Origin of the sequence: Serratia sp. JSRIV006 (assembly GCF_019968685.1) — a bacterium.
Taxonomy (GTDB): Bacteria; Pseudomonadota; Gammaproteobacteria; order Enterobacterales; family Enterobacteriaceae; genus Chania; species Chania fonticola_B.
On sequence record NZ_CP074137.1, the window covers coordinates 439,892 to 455,914 of the forward strand.

The following is a 16,023-nucleotide window of genomic DNA, read 5'->3' on the forward strand; positions in this document are numbered from 1 at the left end:
CAGTTACGGGACACACCCTAGTCACTAACAAGCGCCTGCTGCCTGACAGGGTAAAGCTTTGGCTTCGCCTCCGTTTTCTCCGCAACAGAGTCAATCTTTAAAGTCCACTTCTCTCTCTTAACCGACCACCCGATTACGTTGTCCCTGCCTATAGACCCCCTGATGACATATGCAATTCCGGCGTTTTTTTCACCAACGGAAATAGAGTTGTTGCTTGAGCGTGCCTAAAGGGCTCTGCACAGTGAAGGCTGTTTTATCACTGTACAGGAGCTCTTTGGATGAAATTAGCCCGCTTACTCAGTCTGTTGCCCCTGGTTTTTCTGGCCGGGTGCTCGCCGCCGCTGCAAAAGCTCCAGAGCCGCGAACCGGTAGTTCCCACGCCGTCCGTTGTCGTTAGCCGCAATCTGCAGACCGTGGCTGCTGATGCCTATGGTCGCCCCCCGGAAGTGGTGCGCTATGACCGTTACCTATTGGTCAGCACCGACCCGGCTGCAGTTCAGCACGATCCGCTTTCCCAGGTTATTGATATACGCATTCCTGCCTCACTCAAGCCAAATGTAGCGGGCGCCCTGCGTTATGCCCTTCAGCAGTCCGGCTATACGCTGTGTGCCATCGGCCAGGCTAATGCTGTGCTATACCGTCAGCCTTTGCCCGGGGTGCATTACCAGATGGGGCCAATGCGTTTGCGCACCGCGCTACAGGTGATGGCCGGTCCGGCCTGGCAGCTTGAGGTGGATGATGTGCAGCGGGTGATTTGCCACAGCCTGCGCGAAGGGTATCAGCTACCGGCCATAGGGTTAGCGTTGGTACCTGCCGCTAGCGCAGAGGTTATTCCGCCAGCTTCCACCGTAGGAGGGTTACTTAACAAATGAGCGAACGGGCAAATATCGGTTCTCAACCGACCAAGCGCAGCCACTGGCCGAACGGATTTATTCTTTGCACCGGCCTGACGATCGTCTTTGGCATATTACTAAGCCTGCTGCTGTATATCATAGTCAGCGGTCTGAGCGATGTCGATAGCCGACTGACGCAGCTGGAAGGTCAGCAGAACGGCGTGGTGCATATTGATGAGTTCAGTGAGCTACAAAAGAGAGTGGGGCAGCTATCGGCAAACTCACAGCAACGTAGCCAGTTAGCAGAGAGCCTGCGTCAATCGTTGCTACAGACCAGCGACTGGGCAATGCAGCTTAGCGCTCTGGAAAAAACGCTGAGTACTCTGGCGTCTGCGCAACAGGCACAGGATCGCCGTTTGACCGCGCTTCATCAAGCGGTTGAACGGTTGAAAGCAGCCAAACTCTCCCCGCCGAACCCCGCAGCCGATGCAACCTCTGCGACCGCCAAAACTCCGGCTAAATCCGTTAGCAGGATGCCCCGTAAGGCCCCATTTGTGCTGACCGGCATTGAGAAGCGCGGGGCTGACGCTTTTGCCGCTTTGGCCCCGCGCGGTTACAGCAGCCTGTCGCAAATTTATCTGCTAGCTGAGGGGGAGACGGTTTCTGGCTGGATGCTGGTTCAGGTAGGGCAGCGGCAGGCGACGTTTCGGGTAAACGGTCGGCTGACAACCATCGTGGTGGAGCAATAAACATGAAATCAATTGGTACCTTGGTCGGTGGGTTACTGTTCAGTTCTGTGGTGCAGGCGGCTTGGTCCGAGCAGAGCCAGCCGCAAACGTCTGCGGTGCAGGATAGCCAGGTGGAACAGAGTCAGTCTCAAAGTCTGGAAAGTCAGGCCGGGCAATGGGGGCTGAGCGTTGAGGAATACCGGCGTTATCGGCAACTGATAAACGGCCCACGAGGCATTCAGTCACCGGGGTTGGACCCGCTAACCACGCTGGGGATTGAGGCGAAAAGCCAGGCAGAGCGCCGCCATTTCGCTGAACTATGGGTAAAGGAAGAGTTTGCCCGCACCGAAAAAGAGCTGAGGTTTCAGCGCGAGGTCGATGCCGCCTGGCGACGTTTATATTCACAGACATTGCCGGTCTCTCTGGGGGATGAGGGCGGAACGGCTCTGGGTACTGGGCAACGTTTGGCGCTGTTTGTCCGGGCTCAGAACTGTGCCGCGTGCGATGCCCGCCTGACGGAGGTACTGGCCAGCGGCCGCCCGGTAGATATTTATCTGACCGATAGTCAGGGAAAAGATGAGCTGTTACGCCAGTGGGCAACGGGGCATGGTATTCCGATCGACAAGGTGCGAGCGCGCCAAATTACGCTTAACCATGACGGCGGCCGCTGGCTGAAGCTGGGGCAAGGGCAAATGCCGGTAGTATTACAGCAGGGGAGAGACGGATGGCGCATTGCGGTATTTTGATCTTCACACTGCTGCTGGCACTGCCAGCAGTTGGTCACCCGTCTCGTCATAAACAGGTGGTTCCTGAGGGGTATCGTCAGGTAGCTCAGCGACATGGCGTTCCCCCTGAATCACTCTATTCGCTGGCTTTGGCGGAGTCGTCAAAAAAGCTCCCGCAGGGTTACCGCCCCTGGCCATGGACCATCAACGTTGCTGGTAAGGGGTATCGTTATCGCACCCGACTGGCGGCCTGGCAGGCACTGCAGGTCTTTATCGGTCAATATCCGCTTAAACGTATTGATGTTGGCATTGCTCAGGTCAATCTGGGCTGGAACGGTCATCGCTTCTCATCAACCTGGGATGCTTTCGACTCCTACGCCAATCTCAATGCGGCGGCGGCCATTCTGCGCGAATGCTATGACCGCCGTCCCGGGAACTGGCTCAATGCTGCCGGTTGTTATCACCATCCGGCCGGAGGTGCACCCGCTGCACGCTATCAGGCGATAGTGAAACGCAAACTGGCTTCGCTGGTACCGGCATCCATACCGACGCTTACCCCGGTAAGGCTAGCGACGCTGACGCCCGATCCTGCCTTTATCTGGACAGAACCCCGGAGACCATAACCATGAAAAACGCGATGTTGTTACTGGCTGCCTTGATATTGTCTATTCCAACCGTGCAGGCGGGGCTAAAGGTGATTGCCGATCTTGGCGGAGAAGATACCGCACCCTGGTATGAGGGGATTAATCGCCAGCTACTACCCGCTTCACCGTCTGCCATGCAGCCAATACCGCAGGGTGAGTCGGCTATGTTGCCGGTCAGCACCCCGGAATTGAGCCCCGGGCCGGTTACCGAGCGTTTGCTGCAGTTGCCGGGTATTGGTGCACTGTTCTTGGTCGGGGATGATGATGCTTCTATGCGTTGGCTTCGCGCTAATGCTGAGCGGCTAGCCCAGCAAAATGCCGCTGGACTGATCGTTAATGTCACCAGTATGGATGGCGTTAATAGACTAAGGGCATTGGTTCCCGGTGTACCCATGGTACCGGCATCAGGTTCACAACTGGCCGGTCGTTTGCAGATAGAGCACTACCCGGTATTCATTGGCGCTAGCGGGTTATCGCAGCGGGTGGGAGGACGACTCGATGAGTAACCGCTATGTTATTGAGGCGCTGTTACGGCCCGCCGTTGAGCTGAATACGGCATTGGTCGCCGCGACGGCGGCCTTTGTCTGTGTTAGCGCACCCTGGGCGGTAGCGCTGGCTCCCTCCGTGAGCTATGTCACCGCCGCTGGTTTTGCTCTGCTGGCCGCCGTTCGTATCCGTCAGGGGTTAGCGGTGATCCGCTATCGCCGTAACCTACGCCGATTACCGCGCTACGTGATGAGCGCCCGCCAAATCCCTGTCAGTCATCAACGGCTGTTTTTGGGTAAGGGATTTCGCTGGCAGCAAAAACATACCCAACGGCTGCTGGATACGCGACGTCCGGAGGTGGAGAAATATGTTCAGCCAGCCAGGCTATACCAATTTGCCCGGCGTTTGGAGCAACAGACCGAGTATCGTCTGTCCTGGCTATCGCGGCTATTACGGACAGATTCGCCGTTGAATCCGCTACGCCCGCTGCCGCCGGTGGGGGGTAACCCGGTATTGCACGGGGTTGAGCCGGACGAATGCGATGTATCAATGGATTTGCGTGAGCGGGTTGGCCATACCCTGGTATTAGGTACTACGCGGGTGGGTAAAACCCGGCTGGCCGAGCTGTTGATCGCTCAGGATATTCGCCGGGGAGATATCACAATAGTATTTGATCCCAAAGGGGATGCCGATCTGCTGCGTCGGGTGTGGGCTGAGGCCCATCGCGCCGGACGAGAGCTGTTGCTGTTTCACCTTGGCTGGCCAGATATCTCCGCGCGTTATAACGCCGTTGGCCGTTTTGGCCGAGTATCTGAAGTGGCAACTAGGGTGGCGGGGCAGTTAAGCGGTGAGGGTAACAGCGCAGCGTTTCGCGAGTTTGCCTGGCGCTTTGTCAATATTATTGCCCGCGCCCTGGTGGCACTGGGCGAACGCCCTGATTACACCTTGATTATGCGTTACGTTAACAATATCGCCGATCTCTACCTGCGCTATGCGGGTAAAGTTATGCGCGAGCAACTGCCCGAGCTGCGGCCGCTGATCGGCAATAACCTTGGCGTGCTCAGTGAGAAGGATGTGCCGCGCAATATGCAGGGCCAGCCGGATGCGCTGCGTATCTGGGCGATAGAGGTAGCGCTGAGTTCCGATACCGGTAAAAAGCTGTATGACCCGATCCTCGATGGCCTGCGTTCGGTGGTACGTTACGATCGCACCTACTTCGATAAGATTGTCGCCTCTTTGCTGCCGCTGCTGGAAAAGCTGACTACGGGCAAAACCGCTGAGTTGCTCTCCCCGAACTATCTGGACATGGAGGATACCCGGCCAATATTTGACTGGGAACAGGCTATTCGTCAACGGGCGGTGGTGTATATCGGGCTGGATGCGTTGTCGGATAGTGAGGTGGCCTCGGCGGTGGGTAACAGCATGTTTGCCGACCTGGTTAGCGTGGCCGGTCAGATTTATAAGCACGGTATTAATGCCGGGCTGCCGGTTCGGGCTGACGGCAAGTTAGCCATAAATCTGCACTGTGATGAGTTTAACGAACTGATGGGGCAGGAGTTTATTCCGCTGATTAATAAAGGCGGCGGCGCGGGAATGCAGGTCACCGCCTATACCCAGACGCTGTCTGATATTGAAGCGCGAATCGGCAGCCCGGCGAAAGCGGCGCAGGTTAGCGGTAACTTCAATACTCTGATTATGCTGCGCGTTCGTGAGAACCGGACGGCGGAGCTGTTGACTAGCCAATTGCCAGAGGTGGAGGTTTTTACTAAGACGCTGGTTTCCGGCCACTCGGATGTCGCCGATGTTGAGCAGGGGCAGGATTTTACCTCCAGCACCCAGGACCGTGTCAGTACCATTAAAACTCCGCTGATCACCCCTGCTGAGATGATTAATCTGCCCAAAGGGCAGGCTTTTGCACTCCTGGAAGGTGGCCAGCTATGGAAGATCCGTATGCCGCTGCCCGATGGCGATGATAAGGGTGATAGCCTGATGCCCGAAAGCTTACTGACAATTGCCGAAACTATGCGACGTCACTACCGCACCAGTGAAAACTGGTGGTCTGCCAGCGCGTTAATGCCGGATGACGGGGAAGCCTATGGCGCAGACATCGCGTAATCAAACGCCCCCGCGTCAGCAGAGTGGGGAGTATGTAAACAAACGCCACGGCTTGTTGTATAACCTGCTATGGGGCTGGCCGTGGGCCCTGATCGGGATATTGCTGGCCTCGCTGCTGCTAAGTTTACTCATTGAATATATTGGCATGGCGTTTATCTGGCCGCAGCAGGGGGCAACCCATAGCCAAACGGTAATGAATACTGAGTTAGGCTATCTGTCATCGGAGTTCCGGCGGAGTCTGATGTTATCTGAGCCTTCGGTGACGGTCACTCGCTGGATAGGTTTGGCGTATCGGTGGGCCTTTGAGGACAGCGGGTTTATTACCTGGGCTAAAGCAGAATATCAGGCGCAAACGCGTGCGGATAATGAGCTGTCTCGCCAGCTTGATAGCTGGAGCGGTTGGTTAGCCGGGTATCTGCATGAGTACCTGATGGCGACCGTTTACGTCACGCTAATCTTGCTGGTTCGGGTGACTATTCTGCTGCTGTCGGTGCCCTTGTTTGTGATGGTGATACTGGTCGCTGTAGTGGAGGGATTAGGGCGGCGGGACCTGCGGCGCTATGGTGCGGCCTATGAGTCCAGCTTTGTCTATCATCACGCTAAACGGCTGGTAAAACCGGCGGTGGCAATTCCCTGCATTGTATACCTTTCCTGGCCGGGGACGGTGTATCCCAACCTGCTGTTGTTGCCTGCTGCGCTGTTGCTGGGGGCGGCAATTACCGTCACCACCGCTTCGTTTAAGAAGTATCTCTAATATCGGCGCTGGACGGTAGCGTACAAAACGGGTTTTGTGCGCTACCGTCAGCAGATAAGCCCATGGAATAGCGTATCCCGGCGCGTCAGATTTGGTACTAGATTGAAAGTATAATCAAATTGCCTGAGATCTGAGGTGATTTCCTTTGTATACTGCAGAGGTCTTTTATGATTTCTGTGGAGAGCAGCTCAGATGGACAGTTACACAGACCCTAAGCCTGAAAAAACGTATATTAGCCCCAGCTTGACTTCTTTTGAAAATAAAAATGTAAAAATAAGAATAGCTTCCAAGGCGATAGTTAGCCCAGAAGGATATGACTTTGCAAAAATAAAAGACGAAGTCGTTCTGCGTCATAAGTTAGATGCCTCAACTTATATAACAGCTAAATTTGTGGAGGTAACAAAAGAAATATTTGTTTTATCTATTCAGAAGTTTTCTGCAGAGACAGGTCAACCTTATGGCTCAGGTTTTTCATTTATAGGGAATGAGATAGGGAAGTTTGTTGAGTTTCTTACCAATATACACGCTTTGAAATTCGATAATGCCAGTGCAATTAAAATCTCAGATGAAGAACTGAAGAAAATTGTACTTACAAATAATCAGGCTGAAGAAATTCTTGTCGTGAATGAACAGGCAATATCTGAAGCGTTAAAAACATATATAACTAAAAAAGATATTGTATCTATTGCGTATAGAAAGAAACAACTTGAAGTGTTTAAAAGGCTTATTGAGGATGAAAGTTATTTTGAGTATGTAAAAAAAGAAAAATCATGTTCAGCTGAAGCCGTTTGGCAGAAATTCTTTGAGAAAAATACGTGGATATTTGGCTATGGACTAAGTTACATCTATCTCTCTAATTTAGATGATAAAAAACTTGAGCAGGTTGTGCAAGGTTTTCAGATAGGCCAGCATGGCAAGCGTGTTGATGGTTTATTGAAAACTAAAGGTGTTATATCAAATTTATGCTTCGTAGAAATTAAGACACACAAAACTGAATTATTATCAAAGACTCCATACCGATCTGGTTGTTGGTCTCCATCAGCAGAAATGACTGGCGCAATATCGCAAATTCAGGGGACAACATCTTATGCTTTAGAATCTATTAGAGGGAAATTAAATCTAACTGATTCGTATGGTAACCCAATGAAAGAAGAGTTATATAATTACAATCCTAAGGCTTTTCTTGTTGTAGGGGATCTTGAGCAATTTGTTACTGAACTTGGTGTGAATCAAGACAAATTGCGTTCATTTGAAAATTACAGGAAAAATCTCATATCCCCAGAGATTATTACGTTTGATGAACTATATGAGCGAGCACGTTTCATCGTGGCTACCAGTGAAGAGAGTACGGTTTAGATCTATTTCCATTTTTACTCTAATTGATTTTTATGGTGCGTTGATGGCGTGCCATGTTCTTAGATTAATTATCACCGTTACATAAACAGTTAATAGCTGATCCCCTTTCCGGCTTTCCCCATCCTGTTCACATCCGTTAACTGACGAAAAGGTGTGACTATGTTTCCCCTCCGCCCGCTAACTCACGGCGTTGCGTTCGGCTGCTTGCTGGGCATGGCGTGCTGTGCCCAGGCTGCCGAGAAAGATGAGCTTGCCACTAGCCTGCGTCTGCTCGATCAGGCGCAGGCCTCACTTGAACGTGCCCGCGTCGCGGCCGCACAGTCGGACCCTGCGGCACACGGCCGCTACTTCTTTGACTACTCACGGGTCACGGCGGATATCAACACCATCAAAGCCGGTATTGACCACTATCTCGAACCCTCGCGGGCACAACCCCGTGAGGCGGGAACGGTAGCGGGCAATTTCCGTCGGGAACGCCCCTGATGGGGATGTCATCGGCACAATCGACCGCCTTTAAGGCCGCATCCGGCAATATCGATGCCAGCGTACTGCATCTGCTGTGTATCGGCTTGCTGTTGGCAACGCTGTTTTTATGGGCCGCCTGGGGCCTGATGGATGTTTATAACGGCTGGGCACATACCCGGGTGCGCAATGCGACCCTGGTCCGCTTTTGTATTCGCACCGTTTTGCTATTGGTGGTGAGCATATGGATGTTTGCCAGCTGATCTTATGACTTAAAAGGAGTTTATCCGGCTATGAAAATACTATTTTTTTCCCTGCGCCAGTGGTCGACGCGCCTGCCTTCTCGTTTAGGCGCAGCGGCACTAGTGGCCTGGCTAAGCTGTCAGCCAGCCTATGCGGATTTACCTACGGTAGAACCGCCGTCATCCGGCGGCGGTAGCGGCCTGACCGGGCAAATTAAAGGCTATTTACAGGATGGGGTGGTTCTTGGGGGCCTGGTACTGGCGGCGGTGGCCTTTATCTACGTGGCTTCTGCGGCTTTAGCAACCTTTGCTGAAGTACGGGAGGGCAAATCCTCATGGATGACCTTTGCCGCCATTGTGGTGGTCGGTGTGGTGCTACTGGTCGCCATTATCTGGCTGCTGGGCAAGTCGGCCAGCATTATTTTGTAAGGGGCATTGGCGATGCAGACTATCCGCTTTTTGCCCGACCGCCTGAATGCTGAACCGGTGGTCTTTCGCGGCTTTACTACTCCGGAGATGGGGCTGGCAGCGCTGTTCGGCATAGGCATCGGATTGCTTATATCGCTGCCGCTCTCCTTGCTGCTTGGCTGGATGATTATTCCGACCGGTATGCTGGTTACCCCGCTGATGGTGGTTTGGTTTGGCGGAAAAATACTGGCCCGCCTTAAGCGCGGCAAACCGGAAAATTTTATCTGGCAACGCCTTGAGGTAAAAAAGCGCCGGTTGGGAATGGGAGATCCATCATTGATTCTGGTCACCCAGGGCTGGTCACTGAAACGCTGTCGGGCAACCCGGAGCAGCAAATGAGCCATTTTCGTCACGCGGTGAAAAATCGTGACCAGCATATCCTAACGCTGCGCACTATCTGTGGCGTTTTGCTGGTGTTGCTGTTACTGACCTGCGTGGGGTGGATGCTGGCCCCGCGCAATTTGACCGTTCACAACCCGCCGGATCTGCGAACCGGCAGCACCCGCCCGTGGTGGGAGGTTCCGCCCTCCACGGTATATAGCTTTGCGTTTTATATTTTTCAGCAGTTGAACGCCTGGCCCAAAAACGGCGCAGAGGATTACCCGGCTAAAATTAGTGCGCTATCCGCCTATCTGACCCCGGCCTGTCAGGATTTTCTACAACTGGAGGTGAAACGTCGCGCTGACGGCGGCGAGCTAATTGACCGGGTTCGGGTCATGTATGAGATCCCCGGCCGGGGTTACAGCACCCGCAGCGTTACCGTTCGCGATCGTGATAACTGGGTGGTCCGGCTAGATTTGGTGGCGGACGAGTATTTTCATGCCGAGCCGGTCAAACGGGCCTTGGTGCGTTACCCGTTAAAAGTGGTGCGTTGGGAAGGCGATGCGGAGCGCAATCAGTTTGGTTTGGCGCTTGATTGCTATGACTATACGCCACAGCGGCTGGAGGCCTCCCTGCCGGATACTCAGCAAGGGGGAACATCGTGATGCCAATCGTTTATAGCCGTGCCTGGGCGCGGGTATTGACCCTGACTGCGCTGATATTACCGCCAATGCTACAGGCGGATGAACTGATCAAATGGCAGCGTATTCCGCTGCCCATTACGTTAAAGGTGGGACAGGAACGGGTGATATTTGCCGATAAAAACGTGCGGGTAGGGTTCCCTCCGGCGCTGAACGGCAAGTTACGGGTGCAGAGCAGCGGTGGTGCGGTTTATTTAAAGGCTGAACAGGCATTTTCGCTGACTCGTCTGCAGCTACAGGATGTGGAAAACGGGCAGATGATCCTGCTGGATGTCACTGCCAGCGACCAAGGTTCAGTTGAACCGATACGCCTGATATATCACGGGGACGTTAGCACGGTAAGCCGCAGCGGTGAGACCCAAACCTCTCGCCCCGAGGCTGATGACGGCCCACCGGCAACACGCCCTGCGGTGAAGTACAACGCACCATTGCCGGTTGTATTGACCCGTTATGCCGCCCAGAGTCTGTATGCACCGTTGCGAACCCTAGAGGCAGTACCGGGGATCCATCCGGTTAATCTGCATTTGCCGAAGCGCCTAACCACCCTATATCCAACCGAGCCGCTGGAGGTACAGCCGTTGGCGGGCTGGGGTGTGGGGCAACGTAGCGTGGTGGCGCTAAAGGTACGCAATACCGCTAAGGGTAAAATCGTGCTCGATCCACGCCTGTTGCAGGGGCGGTTTGTGGCCGCGACCTTTCAGCACCGTTGGCTGGGGCCAAGCGGAACGCCGGAAGATACCACCATGCTATATCTGGTGACCACCGGGCGGCCCGATCGGGCGTTTATCGCTGAGCCTGCCGTCAGGCGCGCGATGGCTACAGTGACCAAGCGAGGGGCGGGCAATGCAGATTAAATCGAATACGCTGGTCAAAATTTTAGTGCCAACGGTACTGCTGGCGGGCATCTTGGTTGGCATCAAAAGCTGCAGTTCTGGGAAAACGTCGGTTCCATCATCGTCCGGCAATAATGTGCTGGCCGATCTGTCACCCGATGAACTGAGGGCGCTGGGCGTTGAGGGCGATACGCCGGAAGATACCCTGAAAACCCTGATTGGCTCTTACCGCACCACCCGCAGCGAACAGACCGAACTGAAAAAGCAGATCGACAAGGTATTAAAGGAAAATGAGAGGCTGCGTAAGGTCAAAACCGATGTATCTGGCCAGGTGGATAACGCAGTATCACTGGTACGGGAAGAGGCCGAGAAGCGCCAGCAACAGTTACGGCATGAGCAGCAGTCGCTGATCGGCAAGATCGAGGCGCTGGCCGACAGGCTGAATAACCCGGCACCCGGTCAACAGAGTGATAGCGATATTCCGCTGGGGTTGGGGCTGGACGGCATGGGGGCCAGCAGCGGTTCAAGGTCCACGCTGGGAACCGATGGCTTACTGTGGGTGGCACCACAGGACCAGCAACCGATCGACTCCATAGATGTCGCCAGCGCAAAAGCCTCGCCCCAGTTTCCTACCTCGTTTCTCGACGATAATCCATTGACGCGCCAAAAAGCGGCCTATGAGCAGCAGGTTAAGGGCTACAGCAACGAGCGGGCCAACTATCCGACTTTGCCGGTCTACACCCTGCCGGAGAACGCAACCTTAATCGGTAGCCGGGCGATGACGGCATTATTGGGGCGAGTGCCGATTAACGGTACCGTCACCGACCCCTATCCGTTCAAGGTATTAATCGGCAAAGACAACTTAACGGCTAACGGTATTGAACTGCCGGATGTAGAGGGGGCAATCGTTGCTGGCACCGCCAGCGGCGACTGGACCCTGTCGTGCGTACGTGGTCAGGTCAATAGCATCACTTTTGTGTTTGCCGACGGTACTGTGCGTACTTTGCCGCAGCCTGATATCAATGGCCAAAGCAACGCCAATAACAATCAAAACAATAGCAATGGCGGTATTGGCTGGCTATCCGATGACAACGGTATTCCATGTATTAGCGGTGAGCGTAAATCCAATGCCTCAAGCTATTTACCCACGATTTTCGCGCTGTCTGCCGCGAGTGCCGCAGGGAGTGCTGTTAGCGAAGGCCAGTACACCACGCAGAACAACGTCAACGGTATCTCATCAACGCTCACCGGGAGCGCGGGCCAGGCAGCGATGGGCAAAGCCATTTCAGGCGGAATGAGTGAAGCCACTGACTGGATAAAGCAGCGTTATGGCCAAACCTTCGATGCGATTTACGTCCCGCCGGGTAAACGGCTGGCGGTTCATATTACCCGCCAGTTGGCTATTGACTATGAAGAAAAAGGGCGTCACGTACGCTATGACTTTACTCTGCCAGACCAAGACGCTTACTCAGACGGCCTGGATTAAAGGAAATGGGCTTTGTGCGGAGAACAGGCTATGAAAAATTATCTATTTATTCCAACCGTGGTACTGATACTCACCAGTCTGGCGCTGGGCGGTTGTTCAACCTCCAAAGAGACGCTATTACCGGCTGGGGATAACACCATGCTGGAGCTGTGGCAGGGTGAAGGTAGCGTTCGACAGTCGGTAGCACCCCGGGAAACCCTACACCGCCCGCTGACCGAACCTGAGCGGCAAACCGCAGTGCGCCAGGATGCTGATTATAGTCGCAGTCAGGCAAGTGAAATCAGCCAGCAGTTTCCCCGTTTACCCAACCCGGACATGGTGATGTATCTCTTCCCGCATTTGGCGGAAGGTAATAGTCCGGTGCCGGGCTACAGTACGGTATTTCCGTTATATAGCCAGACGCAATATGCCATGCCGGGCGAACGCACGGAGGCGCTGTAATGCTATCCCTGTTCACTAAGCAAAAAATCGGCAAAGCACCGGCGAACGGTGACATGGTTGCCCCTCGCGATACCCTGACGCGGCCGGGCAATATGACCGTTCAGGATGAGCTGAGGTTATATCACGCCAACCCATCGATCCTTGACTATTTACCCTGGGCCGAATATCTGGAGCGCGATCGATGCCTGCTGCTGGATGATGGTATCTCGGTTGGGGCGGTATATGAAGTGGCTCCGGCGGCCACTGAGGGGCGTACCCTTGAACGCCTGGAGCAAATCCGCGACCGGGTAGAAGATGCCCTGCAGGACAGCTTTGATGAGCATGATATCAATCCGTGGGTAGTTCAGTTTTTCTGTCAGGATGAAGATAATGTGGAAGCGTATCTGGAAAAGCTGCGCGGTTATGTGAAACCTCACGCTCAACATACCCCCTACACTGAGGCCTGGCTGGCGGAGACCGCGCGCCATATGCGCGGCATTGCTCGCCCTGAAGGCCTGTTTGAAGATTCATTAATTACCGGCCAGCCGTGGCGAGGGCAGCAACGCCGTACCCGGATGGTGATTTATCGCTGGGTCAGCAACCACAGCCGCGACCCAATGCCGCCGCTAACGATGTTAAATCAGGTCTGCGATCGCTTGACCAGTGCCCTGAGCGGGGTGGGGATAGTCTGCGTGCGTCAATCCGGAGCTCAGGTCCATGACTGGTTGCTGCGGTTGTTTAACCCAGCGCCAGAGTGGGTGGATAAAGCCACCTTATATCGTGATGCTGCCTATGCCGATCAGGAAGAGACGCCGGTAGGAACCGTGCCGGTGTTTAATGATTTTGCTGAGTCTCTGTGGTTCACCCCGCCGCGGTCAGATAGGGATAACGGGGTTTGGTGGCTGGACAACCGGCCACACTGTGCGCTACCGGTTGAACGATTAAGGCGGCCCCCTGAGCCTGGTACGCTAACCGGTGAGCAACAGCGAGGAGAGCGCAATATCAATGCGTTGATGGATATGTTCCCGGCGGGGACGATGGTCTGTATGACCATTGTGGTTCAGCCGCAGGATTCTCTGGAAGAGGATTTTACCCGCCTGAGCAAGAATGCGGTGGGGGAGAACACCGAGTCAGGCCGCGTACGTCAGGATGTGCAGGCGGTAAAGGAACTGCTGGGTAAACGACATAAGCTGTATCGGGCGAACCTGACTTTTCTACTCTGCGCGCGCGATATGCCCGAATTGAAACAGCGCCGTCTGGAACTGGTCTCGACGCTGTTGGGGGCTGGCCTACAGCCGGTGCGGCCCGAGTTTGATGCCGCGCCGCTCAATAGCTGGCTACGGGCTTTACCCATGTGCTTTAACCCGCAAAAGGATAAAAAGCACTGGTATACCCGCTTAACCTGGGTACAGCACCTTGCCGGGTTACTACCGGTAACCGGGCGCGATACTGGCAGCGGCAACCCCGGTTTTAGTTTCTTTAACCGCGGCGGTGATGTGCTGAGTTTTGATCCGATGAACAAGTATGATCGCACCCAAAATGCGCATTTACTGCTGTTTGGCCCCACCGGCGCGGGAAAGTCGGCCACGCTCTGTGGCCTATTGTCGCAGCTAATGGCCATACATCGTTCGCGCTTATTTATTGCCGAAGCGGGGAATAGCTTTGGCCTGCTGGCTGATTATTTTGCCACCCTGGGGCTGACGGTGAATAAAGTCAGCATCAAACCCGGTAGCGGGGTCAGTTTGCCGCTGTTTGCGGATGCCCATCGTCTGCTGGAGCAAACCCATCTGCCGGTGGATGAACAGGATCTGCCCGATATTGATGAGGATGACGGGGAGCAGAATGAGGATCAGCGCGACATTCTGGGCGAAATGGAGATCTCGGCCCGCATGATGATTACCGGTGGGGATGCCCGGGAAGAAGCAGCGCTAAAGCGTGCTGATCGGGCGATGATCCGCGAGGCGTTGCTAAAGGCGGCGCGTACGACGTTTGAGGCCAATCGCCAGATGTTGCCATCCGATCTACAGTTGGCGTTAAACGCTATCGCTCGGGATGAGAACAGCGGCCGTAATGAACAACGTCGGGCTAAAGCAGCGGAGATGGCGGAATCTTTGGGGCTATTCACCCAGCCGGGGAGCTTTGAAGCCGATCTGTTCAACCGGCAGGGCGAACTGTGGCCGGAGGCCGACGTCACGCTGATTGACCTGGGGCATTTTGCCCGCGAAGGCTATGAGGCGCAAATGGCGCTAACCATGGTCAGCCTAACCAACACCATTAATAATATCGCCGAGCGCGATCAGTTTCTGGCGCGGGATATCAATTTTGTGGTGGATGAGGCACATATTGTGACGGTGAATACATTATTAGCGCCCTATATGACCAAGGTGGTGAAGATGTGGCGCAAGCTCGGTGCCTGGCTGTGGCTGGCCACCCAGAACCTGGAAGATTTTCCCGACACCGCCGGTAAGATGCTCAATATGGCGGAATGGTGGCTGTGCCTGACGATGCCGAAAAAGGAAGTCGAGGACATCTCACGCTTTAAGACCCTCACCGAAGAGCAGCAAGCGGTACTGCTGTCGGCCAGCAAACTGTCAGGGTGCTATACCGAAGGCGTGGTGCTATCGAAGAAAATTGAAGCGCTGTTCCGTGCCGTACCGCCGAGCTTATATCTGGCGTTGGGGATGACCGAAAAGGAAGAGAAGGCCGAGCGCCGGGCTTTGATGAGAGAATATCAATGTAGTGAGCTGGACGCGGCCATCAGAGTAGCGCGTAAGCTCGACCGCCTGCGCGGTCTGACACCGCAGGGGGGGCCATTATGATCGCATTGCAACGGTGATCGGCTATCCGTGATCAAACTGGCGTTATCCGTGATGAATGGTAGCGTTGATCACGGATTTGCTACAAAACTCTCACCCATTTGGTTTTATTGTGATTACAGCCTTATAAGGATGGCATTGTTGCTAGGTTGATTTTATGGGTATTGCTGGCGAGCATGTAGGACATCAAGAACTTCAAGGAAATCATCTTTAACCTGATACACGACAATATAGTTTGGGTGCGCCACAATTTCTCGGGTTCCAGGAATACGTCCAGGGCGGAAAAGATAGGGGTGTTCTGTAGCAGGAAGTACTGAGTCTTCAATCCGTTGCATTAGTGATTCAGCAGCAAACGGATTTTGTTCAGCGATAAATCTGATCAGTGCGTAAAGTTCGTTTCTGGCTTCGTCAGTCCATTTGACAGTTAGCATCAGGCCTGCTTCCTCCTCGCTTTAGCCTCCTCAATGATTTTTCGTGCACCAGCCATCACTTCATCATGGGGGATTCGAGGTTTGGTGCTGTTCATGGCCGCTTCGACTTTAGCCCGGAACCAGCGATCGTAACTGTCGGCCTGTTCCTGAGTTTCAAACTCGGAGACGATGGGGGAGAGTTTTATCGTCATAGTATATGGCT

General features: G+C 54.2%; 19 protein-coding genes. 17 read left to right on the top strand and 2 right to left on the bottom strand.

Annotated elements, in window-relative coordinates:
- Nucleotides 1–278: 278 nt before the first annotated feature.
- The 17 genes from KGP16_RS01915 (at nucleotide 279) to KGP16_RS01995 (ending at nucleotide 15,393) form a co-directional block, all read left to right on the top strand.
- Nucleotides 279–872 (top strand): PilL N-terminal domain-containing protein, encoded by a 594-nt coding sequence (locus KGP16_RS01915; RefSeq protein WP_223500715.1) that lies wholly within the window; start codon nucleotides 279–281, stop codon nucleotides 870–872.
- Nucleotides 869–1,582, top strand: coding sequence for a hypothetical protein (locus KGP16_RS01920; RefSeq protein ID WP_223500716.1), 714 nt, complete (start codon nucleotides 869–871; stop codon nucleotides 1,580–1,582). Before KGP16_RS01915 ends, KGP16_RS01920 begins: the two co-directional genes overlap by 4 nt.
- Nucleotides 1,583–1,584: 2 nt before the next feature.
- Nucleotides 1,585–2,307 carry a TIGR03759 family integrating conjugative element protein gene (locus KGP16_RS01925; RefSeq protein WP_223500717.1) on the top strand — a complete coding sequence of 241 codons (723 nt, stop codon included), beginning with the start codon at nucleotides 1,585–1,587 and terminating at the stop codon, nucleotides 2,305–2,307.
- Complete coding sequence (locus tag KGP16_RS01930) at nucleotides 2,286–2,909, top strand: transglycosylase SLT domain-containing protein (RefSeq protein WP_223500718.1); 624 nt, start codon at nucleotides 2,286–2,288, stop codon at nucleotides 2,907–2,909. Before KGP16_RS01925 ends, KGP16_RS01930 begins: the two co-directional genes overlap by 22 nt.
- A gap of 2 nt (nucleotides 2,910–2,911) precedes the next feature.
- Nucleotides 2,912–3,436 (top strand): integrating conjugative element protein, encoded by a 525-nt coding sequence (locus KGP16_RS01935; RefSeq protein ID WP_223500719.1) that lies wholly within the window; start codon nucleotides 2,912–2,914, stop codon nucleotides 3,434–3,436.
- Entirely contained in the window at nucleotides 3,429–5,531 is a 2,103-nt protein-coding gene (traD, locus tag KGP16_RS01940; RefSeq protein WP_223500721.1) for a type IV conjugative transfer system coupling protein TraD, read from the top strand. Before KGP16_RS01935 ends, traD begins: the two co-directional genes overlap by 8 nt.
- Nucleotides 5,512–6,285: a TIGR03747 family integrating conjugative element membrane protein gene (locus KGP16_RS01945; RefSeq protein WP_223500722.1), complete on the top strand. Its 774-nt coding sequence runs from the start codon at nucleotides 5,512–5,514 to the stop codon at nucleotides 6,283–6,285. Before traD ends, KGP16_RS01945 begins: the two co-directional genes overlap by 20 nt.
- Before the next feature lie 192 nt (nucleotides 6,286–6,477).
- Nucleotides 6,478–7,641: a Shedu immune nuclease family protein gene (locus tag KGP16_RS01950; RefSeq protein WP_223500723.1), complete on the top strand. Its 1,164-nt coding sequence runs from the start codon at nucleotides 6,478–6,480 to the stop codon at nucleotides 7,639–7,641.
- Between the two features lie 159 nt (nucleotides 7,642–7,800).
- The gene (locus tag KGP16_RS01955) at nucleotides 7,801–8,124 is read left to right on the top strand and encodes an RAQPRD family integrative conjugative element protein (RefSeq protein ID WP_371822657.1); all 324 of its coding nucleotides are present in this window, start codon (nucleotides 7,801–7,803) and stop codon (nucleotides 8,122–8,124) included.
- Nucleotides 8,124–8,366: a TIGR03758 family integrating conjugative element protein gene (locus KGP16_RS01960; protein WP_223500724.1), complete on the top strand. Its 243-nt coding sequence runs from the start codon at nucleotides 8,124–8,126 to the stop codon at nucleotides 8,364–8,366. The genes KGP16_RS01955 and KGP16_RS01960 overlap by 1 nt, the downstream gene beginning before the upstream one ends.
- Nucleotides 8,367–8,396: 30 nt before the next feature.
- Nucleotides 8,397–8,774, top strand: a complete 378-nt coding sequence (locus KGP16_RS01965) for a TIGR03745 family integrating conjugative element membrane protein (RefSeq protein WP_223500725.1) — start codon at nucleotides 8,397–8,399, stop codon at nucleotides 8,772–8,774.
- Nucleotides 8,775–8,786: 12 nt separating this feature from the next.
- Nucleotides 8,787–9,152, top strand: a complete 366-nt coding sequence (locus KGP16_RS01970; RefSeq protein ID WP_223500726.1) for a TIGR03750 family conjugal transfer protein — start codon at nucleotides 8,787–8,789, stop codon at nucleotides 9,150–9,152.
- The gene (locus KGP16_RS01975; RefSeq protein ID WP_223500727.1) at nucleotides 9,149–9,799 is read left to right on the top strand and encodes a PFL_4703 family integrating conjugative element protein; all 651 of its coding nucleotides are present in this window, start codon (nucleotides 9,149–9,151) and stop codon (nucleotides 9,797–9,799) included. Before KGP16_RS01970 ends, KGP16_RS01975 begins: the two co-directional genes overlap by 4 nt.
- Entirely contained in the window at nucleotides 9,799–10,689 is an 891-nt protein-coding gene (locus KGP16_RS01980; protein WP_223500729.1) for a TIGR03749 family integrating conjugative element protein, read from the top strand. Before KGP16_RS01975 ends, KGP16_RS01980 begins: the two co-directional genes overlap by 1 nt.
- Nucleotides 10,679–12,154, top strand: coding sequence for a TIGR03752 family integrating conjugative element protein (locus tag KGP16_RS01985; protein ID WP_223500731.1), 1,476 nt, complete (start codon nucleotides 10,679–10,681; stop codon nucleotides 12,152–12,154). Before KGP16_RS01980 ends, KGP16_RS01985 begins: the two co-directional genes overlap by 11 nt.
- 30 nt (nucleotides 12,155–12,184) lie before the next feature.
- Nucleotides 12,185–12,595, top strand: a complete 411-nt coding sequence (locus KGP16_RS01990) for a TIGR03751 family conjugal transfer lipoprotein (RefSeq protein WP_223500733.1) — start codon at nucleotides 12,185–12,187, stop codon at nucleotides 12,593–12,595.
- Nucleotides 12,595–15,393 (top strand): conjugative transfer ATPase, encoded by a 2,799-nt coding sequence (locus KGP16_RS01995; RefSeq protein WP_371822658.1) that lies wholly within the window; start codon nucleotides 12,595–12,597, stop codon nucleotides 15,391–15,393. The genes KGP16_RS01990 and KGP16_RS01995 overlap by 1 nt, the downstream gene beginning before the upstream one ends.
- A 152-nt stretch (nucleotides 15,394–15,545) precedes the next feature.
- Here KGP16_RS01995 and KGP16_RS02000 read toward each other — a convergent pair whose 3' ends face one another.
- Both KGP16_RS02000 and KGP16_RS02005 read right to left on the bottom strand, forming a co-directional pair.
- Nucleotides 15,546–15,821 carry a type II toxin-antitoxin system RelE/ParE family toxin gene (locus KGP16_RS02000; protein ID WP_223500736.1) on the bottom strand — a complete coding sequence of 92 codons (276 nt, stop codon included), beginning with the start codon at nucleotides 15,819–15,821 and terminating at the stop codon, nucleotides 15,546–15,548.
- Nucleotides 15,821–16,012, bottom strand: coding sequence for a stability determinant (locus KGP16_RS02005; RefSeq protein WP_223500737.1), 192 nt, complete (start codon nucleotides 16,010–16,012; stop codon nucleotides 15,821–15,823). Before KGP16_RS02005 ends, KGP16_RS02000 begins: the two co-directional genes overlap by 1 nt.
- Nucleotides 16,013–16,023 lie beyond the last annotated feature (11 nt).